The organism is Mycoplasma struthionis (assembly GCF_003855455.1).
In the GTDB taxonomy this organism is placed as follows: Bacteria; Bacillota_I; Bacilli_A; order Mycoplasmatales; family Metamycoplasmataceae; genus Metamycoplasma; species Metamycoplasma struthionis.
Window position 1 is genome coordinate 433,889 of record NZ_CP034044.1, and the last position, 12,157, is coordinate 446,045.

General features: G+C 27.6%; 11 protein-coding genes, 3 tRNA genes and 1 other RNA gene. 8 read left to right on the forward strand and 7 right to left on the reverse strand.

Going from position 1 to position 12,157, the window contains the following annotated elements:
- Window positions 1-5: 5 nt before the first annotated feature.
- From atpE to EGN60_RS01785, 3 genes are read right to left on the reverse strand one after another with little or no spacing between them, the layout of a single operon-like run.
- Window positions 6-296 carry an ATP synthase F0 subunit C gene (gene atpE / locus EGN60_RS01775; RefSeq protein WP_186390756.1) on the reverse strand — a complete coding sequence of 97 codons (291 nt, stop codon included), beginning with the start codon at window positions 294-296 and terminating at the stop codon, window positions 6-8.
- 9 nt (window positions 297-305) lie between these two features.
- Window positions 306-1,157 carry a F0F1 ATP synthase subunit A gene (locus EGN60_RS01780; RefSeq protein WP_124724385.1) on the reverse strand — a complete coding sequence of 284 codons (852 nt, stop codon included), beginning with the start codon at window positions 1,155-1,157 and terminating at the stop codon, window positions 306-308.
- A complete protein-coding gene (locus EGN60_RS01785) occupies window positions 1,135-1,485 on the reverse strand; it encodes a hypothetical protein (protein WP_124724386.1) in 351 nt (116 codons plus the stop codon). Before EGN60_RS01785 ends, EGN60_RS01780 begins: the two co-directional genes overlap by 23 nt.
- Window positions 1,486-1,842: 357 nt before the next feature.
- Here EGN60_RS01785 and EGN60_RS01790 point away from each other — a divergent pair, with 357 nt between their 5' ends.
- Window positions 1,843-3,981, forward strand: coding sequence for an ATP-dependent Clp protease ATP-binding subunit (locus tag EGN60_RS01790; RefSeq protein WP_124724387.1), 2,139 nt, complete (start codon window positions 1,843-1,845; stop codon window positions 3,979-3,981).
- A 79-nt stretch (window positions 3,982-4,060) separates the two neighbouring features.
- Here the strand turns inward: EGN60_RS01790 and EGN60_RS01795 are convergent.
- Window positions 4,061-4,136 (reverse strand) — tRNA-Lys (locus EGN60_RS01795).
- Window positions 4,137-4,380: 244 nt separating this feature from the next.
- Here EGN60_RS01795 and EGN60_RS01800 point away from each other — a divergent pair.
- On the forward strand, window positions 4,381-5,976 hold the full coding sequence (locus tag EGN60_RS01800; protein ID WP_124724388.1) for a variable surface lipoprotein: 1,596 nt from the start codon (window positions 4,381-4,383) through the stop codon (window positions 5,974-5,976).
- Between the two features lie 42 nt (window positions 5,977-6,018).
- On the opposite strand, the gene EGN60_RS01805 is transcribed toward EGN60_RS01800, so the two are convergent.
- Together EGN60_RS01805 and ychF are read right to left on the reverse strand one after the other, a co-directional pair.
- A tRNA-Trp gene (locus tag EGN60_RS01805) sits at window positions 6,019-6,092 on the reverse strand.
- A gap of 12 nt (window positions 6,093-6,104) precedes the next feature.
- Window positions 6,105-7,208 carry a redox-regulated ATPase YchF gene (ychF, locus tag EGN60_RS01810; protein ID WP_124724389.1) on the reverse strand — a complete coding sequence of 368 codons (1,104 nt, stop codon included), beginning with the start codon at window positions 7,206-7,208 and terminating at the stop codon, window positions 6,105-6,107.
- Between the two features lie 173 nt (window positions 7,209-7,381).
- On the opposite strand from ychF, the gene EGN60_RS01815 reads away from it, so the two are divergent.
- Window positions 7,382-7,957, forward strand: coding sequence for a thymidine kinase (locus EGN60_RS01815; RefSeq protein ID WP_124724390.1), 576 nt, complete (start codon window positions 7,382-7,384; stop codon window positions 7,955-7,957).
- A 45-nt stretch (window positions 7,958-8,002) separates the two neighbouring features.
- Here EGN60_RS01815 and EGN60_RS01820 read toward each other — a convergent pair.
- Window positions 8,003-8,078: transfer RNA gene (locus EGN60_RS01820), tRNA-His, on the reverse strand.
- 62 nt (window positions 8,079-8,140) lie between these two features.
- Between EGN60_RS01820 and rnpB the strand changes: the two genes are divergently transcribed.
- From rnpB to deoC, 5 genes are all read left to right on the forward strand, one after another.
- Window positions 8,141-8,432: RNase P RNA component class B (gene rnpB, locus EGN60_RS01825), an RNA gene on the forward strand.
- Window positions 8,433-8,527: 95 nt separating this feature from the next.
- Complete coding sequence (locus EGN60_RS01830; protein WP_124724391.1) at window positions 8,528-9,280, forward strand: DNA-processing protein DprA; 753 nt, start codon at window positions 8,528-8,530, stop codon at window positions 9,278-9,280.
- 76 nt (window positions 9,281-9,356) lie between these two features.
- Window positions 9,357-10,073: a purine-nucleoside phosphorylase gene (gene deoD / locus EGN60_RS01835; RefSeq protein WP_124724392.1), complete on the forward strand. Its 717-nt coding sequence runs from the start codon at window positions 9,357-9,359 to the stop codon at window positions 10,071-10,073.
- Window positions 10,074-10,082: 9 nt separating this feature from the next.
- The gene (locus EGN60_RS01840) at window positions 10,083-11,378 is read left to right on the forward strand and encodes a thymidine phosphorylase (RefSeq protein ID WP_124724393.1); all 1,296 of its coding nucleotides are present in this window, start codon (window positions 10,083-10,085) and stop codon (window positions 11,376-11,378) included.
- 31 nt (window positions 11,379-11,409) lie between these two features.
- Entirely contained in the window at window positions 11,410-12,075 is a 666-nt protein-coding gene (deoC, locus tag EGN60_RS01845; RefSeq protein ID WP_124724394.1) for a deoxyribose-phosphate aldolase, read from the forward strand.
- Window positions 12,076-12,157: the final 82 nt, after the last annotated feature.

A 12,157-nucleotide genomic window follows, 5' to 3' on the forward strand; every position in this document is an offset into this window, starting at 1 on the left:
TGAAATTAAACGAAGAATAATAAAAGTGAAATAATAAAGCAATAAATAGCTGCAGTTTCAACAATAGCTAGACCTAGAATTAATAAAGTACGAATTTTTGATAATGCTTCTGGATTTCTTCCAACAGCTTCACAGGCTTTACCAACGGCAATACCTTGACCAACTGAAACGAAACCTGCACCGGCAATAGCTAAACCAGCACCTAACATAGTTAAACCATATGCTAATTGGTTACCATTTCCAATTTTTGTACTATTATAAGCATTAACTGCTAAGTTTGATAGATTATCAATCATTTTTTCTCCTTAAACTGTTTGAATACTATTAGTTTGTAAATCAGAGTTTTGTAACTCTTTTTTATGTTTATTTTTAATAACTTCTTTTTTTCATGCTCTAATGTGTTTTTTGTGATTTTCTTTTTCTTCACCACTTGCCGCTTGACTCCAATATGAAATTGATAAAATTATAAAGACTGTGGCTTGAATAAAGCTGTCAAATAAATCAAAATACAAATTAAAGGCAGGAATTAGTAGCACACCTAAAGGATTTATTTGTGCTGCTACTGAATCTGATGAAACGCCGATAATTTTTGATCAAATGTAATTGAAAAATAGCGTTCCTAAAGTAACTAGAACAGTTCCTCCAATAATGTTTCCGAACATACGGAATGTTAAAGAAATTAAAGGTGAAACGTTTGAAACTAATTCTAAAGGATTTAGCATTTTTTCAAATAGATAGGCAAATTTATTAAATACCAAACCGACAACCATTGTTCCCACTCAAGTTATAAAAGTGGCTGCAAATATAATCGATATATTTGTTGCAATTGGTGTCAGTCCTATTAAAGAAAGTAAATTTCCAAATAAAAAGAAAACAAATATTGATATAAAATATGGATTCATTTTATCAAATTTACTTTCATGAATTTCGCTTATAAATTGATCTGAACCATCAATCATAACCTCAACTAATAAAAGACCACCACTAGTACTTTTTTGAACGCTTTGTCTTTTAACAGCTAAATAAATTAGTACTGATAAAATCAAAACAATTACTATTAAAGCAGCTAGACTGAAGATATGGTTTTCATTAACTGTAGGTTTAAAGATTTTATCTGTAGGTCCACCGAATCAGTTAAGACGAAATAGTCGATCCATTGTCCTCCTTTTTAGCAATAGTTTTTAATTTTTTTACTTTGATTAAAGATATAAAACCGATTGCGACTAAATGTAAAACAAGTAGTACGTAAGGGGTCATAATGGTTAAAATGTTTACTGGTTTAAAACTAAATAAATTCAATTCATGTTCTCTTGAATAAATTAAATTTAGTCCAATTGCTAAACCAATAATAAATAAATTTACTAGTCCCATAGCTAAAAAAACTAAAACTGACAGTGCTTTATTTTTTTTAATAGAACTTGTTTTATTAAACATGTAATTTGTAATCAGATATATTGAAGCTATATGATTAACAAAAGTTATCATTCCAAAAATATGACCTAAAAAAAGGTCAAATCTTATAAATGAAAAGGCTAAATAGCCCAAAAAGATAATAATGTTTAATACAAAATTTATGGTTCAAAAATTTTTGTTAATAATTTCTTTCATTTTAACTCGTTTAGGTTATATCAAAATAACCTTTTAACATTATAGAACAAAAAAAATTTTTGTTGTTGTTTAATAAATAAAATTAAAAATTTTTAATTTTTATAGATATTTTTAAATAAAAATTTATATATTATCTTCAAAATCCAATAAAAAAAACTAAAAATTTAGCACTCTTTTTATTTGAGTGCTAAAAAATATGGTATAATTTAAATATAAATAATTAAGGAGGTTAAAATGAACGCATCATGAACACCAAATGAAGAAAATAAAGATCCATTAAAAGAATATGGACGTAATTTAACTGAACTTGCTAAAAAAAATAAATTAGAAGCAGTAATTAACAGAGATGAAGAAATAAGATCTTTAGTAAGAATATTATCAAGAAAAACAAAAAATAATCCTGTTTTAGTAGGAGAACCAGGAACTGGAAAAACAGCTATTGTAGAAGGACTAGCTAGAAAAATAATTGAAAATCAAGTGCCTGAAAATTTAAAAAATAAAGAATTAATTGAACTTGATTTAGCTTCATTATTAGCAGGAACTCAATACCGTGGTCAATTTGAAGAAAGATTAAAAAATGTAATTAAAAAAATAGAAGAATCAAATGGTCAAATAATTGTTTTTATTGATGAAATTCATATGCTAGTTGGAGCCGGTGCAGCTGGTGAAGGTAATATGGATGCTGCTAATATTTTAAAACCTATGATGGCCCGTGGTCAGCTTCATTTAATAGGAGCAACTACTTTAGATGAATATCGTAAATATATAGAAAAAGATGCAGCTTTAGAAAGAAGAATGCAAAAAGTAATTATTGATGAACCATCAGTAAATGATACTATTACTATATTAAGAGGAATTAAAGAACGTTTTGAAACTTATCATGAAGTTAAAATAGATGATGAAGCTTTAGTAGCTGCCGCTAATTTATCAGCTAGATATATTTCAGATCGTTTTTTACCTGATAAAGCAATTGATTTAGTTGATGAAGCAGCTGCTAATATTAAAACTGAAATGAATTATATTCCTGAACCTTTAGAAAATATAAATCATGATATAGCAAAATTAGAAATTGAAAAAGCAGCTTTAAAAAATGAAGATAAAAATCAAGAAAAAACTAAACAAAGAATTTTAGAAATAGAAAATGAACTTAAGACTTTAAAACAAAAACAAAACGAATTGAATTTATTATGAAAAGAAGAAAAATCTGATCTTCAAAAATTATCTTCAATTAAAGAAAATTTAGAAGAATTAAATAGACAATTACCTCTTTTACAAAGTGATGGAAATTATGTTGAAGTTTCAAAAATTTTATATGTTTTGATTCCTGATTTAAAACAAAAACAACAAGCATTAGAAGAAAAAATTCAACAAAGAAAAAATCCATTAATTAAAGAAATAGTAGATGCTGAAGAAATAGCAAATGTTGTTTCAAAATGAACTAAAATTCCTGTTTCAAAATTGCTTGAAAATCAAAAAAATAAACTTTTAAATTTAGAAAAACATTTAGAATCAAGAATTATAGGTCAAAATAAAGCAATTGAATTAGTTTCAGAAGCTATAAGAAGATCTAAAGCAAATATAAACGATCCTAATAGACCAATTGGTTCATTTCTATTTTTAGGTCCAACTGGCGTAGGTAAAACTGAATTAGCTAAATCATTAGCTGATTTATTGTTTGATAATGAAAATGCTTTAATTAGAATTGATATGTCAGAATATTTAGAAAAGCATTCAGTTTCTAAATTAATAGGTTCGCCTCCAGGATATATTGGTTATGATAATGGAGGTCAATTAACTGAAAAAATTAGACAACATCCTTATTCAATAGTTTTATTTGATGAAATTGAAAAAGCACATAGTGATGTTTTAAATATATTACTTCAAATTTTAGATAATGGATATATTAATGATTCAAAAGGTAAGAAAATTAATTTTAGAAATACTATTATAATAATGACTTCAAATATTGGAGCTTTAGAAATTCTTGAAAATAAATTAGATGATGAAAAATTACAAAAACTTTTATTAAAACATTTTAGACCTGAATTTATTAATAGAATAGATGAAATAGTTCGCTTTAATGCTTTAGAAGTTGATCTTTATAAACAAATAGTAGCTTTAGAATTAAATAAATTAAAAGAACGTTTATTTATTAATAAAAAGATTATTTTAAATTTTGATAATTCAATAATTGACTATGTAACTAGATTTTCATATGACGAAATGTTTGGAGCTAGACCTATAAAAAGATTTATTCAAAAGAATATTGAAACAAAATTAGCTTTAGAAATAATAGATGGAAAATTAAAAGAAGACGATAATGTTCAAATTTTATATAACGGAAAATATGTAGATTTTATTATAAATAACTAAATTAAAAGGACTTTTATTAAGTCCTTTTTTTGATTTTAAAGAACAAAAAAAGCTTGATTTTACAAGCTTTTTTAAGATATGGTACATCCTGTGGGGCTCGAACCCACGACCCAGGGATTAAGAGTCCCTTGCTCTGCCAACTGAGCTAAGGATGCATATATATTTAATTATAACAAAAGTGATTTGAATATAAATAAAAAATTACAATTAATATTTTAACATAAAAATAAAGGTTTGTCAAGGTTAATAGTATATTTTGATATTTTTTATGTAATTTAATTAAAAAAAATTGTTTAAATAAATTTATTTTAAAAATTTCACTCTTTTTGCATTTGTATAATTAAGTTATAAAAGACAAAAATTTTATAGTAATTTGAATTAAATAAAAGGAAAAAATAAATGAAAAAAACTAAAAAAATGTTGTTATTATTGACAACACCTTTACCTTTATTTACATTAGGTATGATAGCAGCTTCATGTGATAAAGAAGTTAAAAAAATTGATACTAAAACTACAGAAAACAGTAAAGAAGAACCAGCAAATACAAATGATGGTGCTTCAAACAAAGAAAATCCTAGCGACGGAAATGCAAATAACGGAACTCCAAACACAGGAGCAGCCGGGAACGGCAATTCAGGAGCTTCTAATTCTGGTGAAAATTCAGAAAATAAAACACCAGCTGAACCTGAAATTCCTGAAGACAGTGCAGCTGTTAAAAAATTAAAAGCAGTATTAACAAATGAAGAAGTAAAATTAAAACCTCAAAGTCAAGAAGTTTTACAAGAACTTTACAAACTTATTAAAAATCAAGATGTTGCAAGACAAGAATATATTTATGGATCAAAAAGAAGCAATAAATTAAAAATCGGTGTTAATAGAAATAATGCAAATGCTGATGAATCAAAAGGGCTTGTTTTAGAGTTTAAAGATGAAATTCTTGAAAAAGAACAGTTGAATACTTATTTATACAATACTATTATAAATCCATACAATGGTCCATCAAATAATGCAAAATATATTCCAATTAAATGAGAAGATGCAGAAAATGGTAAAAAAAGATTTTATTTATATGTAAGATTCGCAGGTGATGGATCTTCAAACATAAGTGATGCTAGAAAAATTCCACTTTCAGAAGGAAAATTCAAGATTTATATTAATGACCCAGCAACAGATCCTCAAGTAGATTTAAATGCTCAACCAGATCCTGTTGCACCGAAACCAAAAACCCCTAAAAAACCAAAAACTCCTAAAACACCAGCCGCTCCTAAAGAATCTAGTCAACCATCTGGAACAACAAGTTCAGGTGATTCACAACCAAATGTAGTAAATAGACCTCAAGGCGATGATGCTAACGCTGGAACAACTGGTACCGATGCACAAACTCAACCAGCTGCAGAAAGAAGAGAAGGCGCTGTGCCAGCACCAGCATCAGCACCCGCACCTGCTGAAAGAAGTAACCAACCTGCTGCAGAAACAGCTGATCGAAGAGAAGAAACTGTTGCTACACCAGCAGTTGTAAATAATAATGAAAATATTTTAAAATTAGAAAAACTATTTTCAGATTCTACTGAAGTTCAATTAAAACCACAAGCTGAAAATATTATAGCTAAGCTAAATGAATTAGTAGGAGTTGCAAGTAAAGAGAGACTTTATACTATAAAAGGAGACAATAACACTCTTAAATTTGGTAAAGCAAACAAGGATACTCAAACTGCGGGAGCAGATCAACAGTTAATAATTGCTTTAAAAGATGATGTTGAAAATCACCAACAACTATCAACTATTTTATTTAATTCAATGGTACATGGCGACAATGGTGTTGATGGTGCGCCAGAAAAGAAATCAAAATTTGTACCAATAAAATGAGAAGGGGAAGCAACAGCAAGAAGATTTTATTTACATGTTAGATTGTCAGGCGACGGTAGCGATGACATACTAAAAACAAAAGGTGTTTCTCCTGCTTCAAACAAAATTCTAAAAATTTACATTAACTAATAATAATGAAAAAAAGTTGGGCGTGTCCCAACTTTTTTTATATGGCAGGGGATACAGGAATCGAACCCGTACAAGAGGGTTTGGAGTCCTCTGTTCTACCTTTAAACTAATCCCCTAAATAAGTTGCTTTATTTAGCAACTTTGAAATAACAAACGTCTCCGTCTTCCATTATATAGTTTTTACCTTCTAAACGCATTTTTCCAGCTTCTTTTGCACCTTTTTCGCCTTGATAAGCAATATAATCTTCATATTTTATTACTTCGGCTTTTACAAATTTCTTTTCAAAATCTGTGTGAATGATACCGGCACATTCTGCAGCATTCATACCTTTTTTAAATACTCATGCTCTTGCTTCAATTTCTCCAGCTGTAAAATATGTAGCTTGATTTAGTAAATAAAAACTTTCTTTAATTATTTTATCAATACCTGATTCAGAAATATTATATTCAGCTAAAAACATTTGTTTTTCTTCAAAATCGAATTTTGATACTTCATATTCAATTTTGATTGATATAGGAATCAATAATTCATTTTCTTTTTCTAAATATGTTTTTAAAGTTTGATAATGTTTAGCATTTTCTAAATCTTTAAAACTTTCAGTATCTAAATTAGCAACGTAAATAGTTGGTTTATCAGTTAAAAGTTGATAAAATTTCACAACTTTTTTTTCTTCTTCATCTAAATCAAGAAGTCTTATTAATTTTTCATTTTCTAAAGCCTTTTTAATTTTTAATAAAGTTTCATATTCAAATTTTAGTTCTTTATCATTACTATTTTGAGCTCTTTTTGAAATTCTTGAAAGAATGTTTTCAACAGTTTGTAAATCAGATAAGATTAATTCTAAATTAATAACTTTTAAATCATCAAGAGGATTAATTGCATTTTTAACATGCATTATGTCATTATTTTCAAAACATCTTATTACATGAACAATTGCATCTACTTCTCTTATGTTTGCTAAAAATTTATTTCCAAGTCCTTCACCTTTAGAAGCACCTTCTACTAACCCAGCTATATCAACAAATTGAAAAGTAGCGGGAACAACTTTTTTAGCATTAACTAATTTAGCTAAGTTATATAATCTTTTATCTTCTAAATTAACTATTGCAACATTAGGTTCAATTGTTGTAAAAGCATAATTTGCAGATTCAGCCTCATTTAAAGTCAAAGCTGAAAAAAGAGTACTTTTTCCAACATTAGGTAATCCTACTATACCAGCTTTTAAAGACATAATTCACCTCTTATTTATTTAGATTTTTAACTTTATTTATTTTATCAAAAATTCAAAATTTAAGATGCATATTTTAACTAAAAAAATAAAAAATTTTACAAATAAAAAATAATTTTATTTATCAAAAATTTAAAAAAATATTAGATAAAATAAGGTTATAGAAATGGATAAAAATGTACAAAATATTTAACGAAGGAATGATAGAAGTTATCACTGGTCCTATGTTTAGTGGTAAAAGTGAAGAACTTCTAAGAAGATTAAGAACATTAGAATATGCTAAATTAAAACCACTTGTAATTAAACCCAAATTTGACACAAGATTTTCATCTGAAAAAATTATTAGTAGATCAGGAGTAAGTCATGAAACTCATGTGCTTGAAGATATTAATGATCTTTATTTATTATTAAAAAAAGATCCAGAAATTAAAGCTGTTGTTATTGATGAAGCTCACTTTTTTAATCAAGATTTAGTAAAAGTTGCCGATGATTTAGCTAATAAAGGCTATTTAATTATAGTAGCAGGATTAGATCAAGATTATTTAAGACAACCTTTTGGTCCTATTCCTAATTTATTAGCAATAGCTGAAAGAGTTACAAAACTAGCTGCAATTTGTGTTAAATGTCAACATGCTGCTTCAACAAGTTTTAGAAAAATAAAAGACAATTCACAACATTTATTAGGTGATCAAGATGAATATGAAGTGCGTTGTAGAAAATGTCATGTTAAGGGGATGAAAAAAGCAGATTAATCTGCTTTTTTTTCATTATTTTAATTAAAAAAAGAATAAAAAAAATGGGGCGTTCGAAGGGGATCGAACCCTCGTATGCCGGAGCCACAACCCGGAGCGTTAACCACTTCGCCACGAACGCCATTAACACTATTATTTTAACATAAAAAAAGATATTTAATTAATTTTAATGATAAAATAAAATAGCATGGCTAACTGCTATAGAAATATAGAGGAAAATCCGCTCTAACACATACTGCGATGTATGTAGTGTTCATGCTAAACCTAAGAAGTTTAGGCAACTTATAGTTGACGACTAGTGCAACAGAGACGAGCTTATTTAGTTAAGATGAAACGATGTAAACTCCATGAGTTAGAAACCCAAATTTTGGTAGGGGAATCGGATATTAGGAATCAAACGAAAGTCCGAAGGTATTTTTTATACTTAGATAAATAGTTAGCGCTAAGAAATTAGTACAGAAAGCGGTTTATAATGCAAAAAAAGAGAGTTTTCTCTCTTTTTTCTTTACTTTTTCTTAACTTTACTTTTTTAACTTTTTTTATTTATAAACTAATTTCGGGAGCAAAAAAATGAATGAATTTATATTATTTTTTAATTACAAATACAAAGGTGATTGAGACAATATCTATAACGCTTTTAGAAATAAAGAAATAATTCCAAAAGAACAGATGAAAGAATTTTTAGAAAAAAATGATATTATTAACGTTAAATTTTTTTCAATTTTAGATGAAAATTATCCAAAAAGTCTTTCTGTTCTTAAAAAACCACCTTTTGTTTTTTATTATTCAGGTGATTTAAAAATTCTTGAAAATCCAAACAAAATATGTTTAACAGGAAATTTAGAAAATGAACATACTTTAGAGTTTTTAAATAATATACCTGAAATAAAAGAAGATGTTGTTTTTATAAGTGAATATTGAAGCGGGTATGATAAAAAATTAGTTAATGAATTAATTAATAAAAAAGGAAAGGTAATCATTATTGTTTCATGTGGTCTTGATTATGCTAAAAGCAAATTATTAGAACCACATTTATTTAATCATCCAAATGTATTAATTATTACTGAATATCCTAATTTTTATCATCCAACTAAAAAAAGCATTTTTACAAGGCAAAGAGTAACTAGTGCTTTATCTGAAAAATTAGTTTTAGTTGCTACTAAGGAAAACAAAAATAATCCCTTAGTAGAACAGTTTTTAGATCTTGGTAAAAATATTGCATGTTTTTTTATTAGTAAAGATGAAAAAAACGACAATAATATTTATTTAATAAATTCTGGAGCAGAATTAATTAATAATTTTCAAGACGCCTTAAAATTGTAAATTAAATTAATTTTTAATAAAAATTAGAGTAAAATTAAAATTGTATGTAAATAAAATAAAAATTTAAGGAGAATCAATGACCCCACATATAAATGCAAAAGATGGTGCTTTTGCGAAATTAGTATTAATGCCAGGAGACCCACTTCGGGCAAAATACATTGCAGACAATTATTTAGAAAATGTTGAATTAGTTTCAAATGTTAGAAACGTATTCATGTATACAGGAACATACCAAGGACACAAAGTTTCTGTTTGTGCTTCAGGTATGGGTGTTCCTTCAATTGGTATTTATTCATACGAATTATTTAGTCAATATGGCGTTGAAGCAATCGTTAGAATTGGATCAGCTGGTTCATTTAGAGCAGAATTAAAAAACTACGAAATAGTTTTAGCAGATTCAGCTTACAGTGAAAGTACAGCATTTAGATCAAACATGATTGCAGGAGCAAAAGAAACAGTTGCATATCCTGACAATAAATTAAACGATTTAATTAGAAAACATGCTGACAAATTAGGAATGAAAATTAATGAAGGTAGAATTATGTCAGAAGATGCATTCTACTCAATTACACCAGCATTAGATAGAGCAAAACAAGCTGGAGATGCTCTATGTGTTGAAATGGAAGCTTACGGACTATTTTCAGTAGCTGAAAGATTAAACAAAAAAGCAGCTTGTTTATTAACAATTTCAGATAACCTAGTAACTCACGAATATACAACTAGTGAAGAAAGACAAAATTCATTTAACGAAATGATGAAACTAGCTCTTGCTCTTGCAGAAGATTTCCAATAGGATTTTTTAATGAGAGCAATAGATGTAATTACAAAAAAAGTTGAAAATTTACCTTTAACTAAAGAAGAAATCGATTTCTTTATTAATGGTTATGTAAATAATGAAATTCCTGATTATCAAGCATCTGCATTTTTAATGGCTATTAGATTAAACGGATTAAGCGATTTAGAAACAGCTTATTTAACAAATGCAATGATGTATTCAGGAGATGTATTAGATTGATCTTTTTTAGGCAAAACCATTGTTGATAAACATTCAACAGGTGGTGTAGGAGATAAAGTAAGTATTGCATTATGTCCTATTCTTGCATCATTAGGTCTAACGGTAGCCAAAATGTCTGGACGTGGTCTGGGTCATACAGGTGGAACATTAGACAAATTAGAATCAATCGAAGGTTACAACTTTTCTTTAACAGACGAACAATTTAAAGAAACTGTTAGAGAGCATAATTTAGCATTAGTAGGTCAAAATGAAAAATTAGTACCTGCTGATAAAAAAATGTACGCATTAAGAGATGTTACCGGAACAGTTCAATCAATTCCTTTAATAGCTTCTTCTATTATGTCTAAAAAATTAGCTACTGGTTCTAACTGCATTTTATTAGATGTTAAATGTGGTAACGGTGCCTTTATGAAAGACATAGAACAAGCTAAAAAATTAGGAGTTTTAATGATTGAAATTGGTAAAAAATTAGGCAGAAAAATTGCTGTTGAAATTACCAATATGGAACAACCATTAGGACGTAGCATAGGAAATAAAATTGAAGTTCTAGAAGCAGTGGAAACCTTAAAAGGTAAAGGACCTAAGGATTTTGCTGAAATAGTTTATTCATCAGGTTCAACTTTATTAGTTTTAGCAGATAAAGCTAAAAACGAAGAAGAAGCTAGAAAATTAATAGATGAAAGCATCTCAAGCGGTAGAGCTTATGAAAAATTTGTTGAATGAATTAAATCACAAGGTGGAAAAGCAGAATTAATTGAAAAAGAAAATTGATTTAATCCTGCATATAAATATGAAATTGTTTCACAAAAAGAAGGATATTTAAAAATTAAGTCAGCCATTGATTTTGGATTAGTTGCTATGAAATTAGGAGCTGGTCGTGCTAAAAAAGAAGATGGCATAGATTATGAAGCTGGAATTTATTTAAATAAAGCTTCAAATGATTTTGTGAACAAAGGCGATGTACTTTTCACTCTTTATTCATCAAACCCAATTGACAAATCATTAGAAGGCGAATTGCTAAATGCAATAGAATTTAGCAAAGAAATACACGAAATTAAAGAAGTTTTCGCCAAATTATCATAAATATTATTAATTAAAAATTACTCGAGGATATATGGATTTAAATAAATATATTGATCACACTTTGCTTTCTGCACAGTCTGTTCATAAAGATATTGATAAAATTATTGAAGAAGCAAAAAAATTTGATTTTAAATCAATTTGTATAGCTCCTTCATACATCAAATATGCTAAAGAAGCATTAAAAAACACAGATGTTTTAGTATGTACAGTTATTGGATTCCCATTAGGATACAATACAACACAGGTAAAAGTTTTTGAAACTAAAATTGCTCTAGAACATGGTGCAGATGAAATTGACATGGTTATAAACATAGGTCGTTTTAAAGATAAACAATACGAATATGTATTAAATGAAATTAAAGCGATAAAAGATGTTTGTGGAGATAAAATCTTAAAAGTTATTGTAGAAACAGCTTTATTAACAAAAGATGAAATTAAAAAAGCTACAGAGTTAGTAATGCAATCAGGAGCTGATTTTATAAAAACTTCAACAGGATTTTCATATCGAGGAGCATCTTTTGAAGATGTTGAAATCATGAAATCAGTATGTGGTGATAAATTATTTATTAAGGCATCAGGCGGAATTAAAAATAAAGAAGATGCTTTAAAAATGATCGAACTTGGTGCCAATCGTTTAGGTACTTCTAAATCAGTTGCGATTATGGAAGGCAGAACCGATAACTCAAACAAATATTAAAAGTTCAAAAAAAGAAGAAAAAAACTTTCTTCTTTTCTTTTCTAAAACTTAAAAAAGTTAAAAAAGCACTAAAAAATAGTAC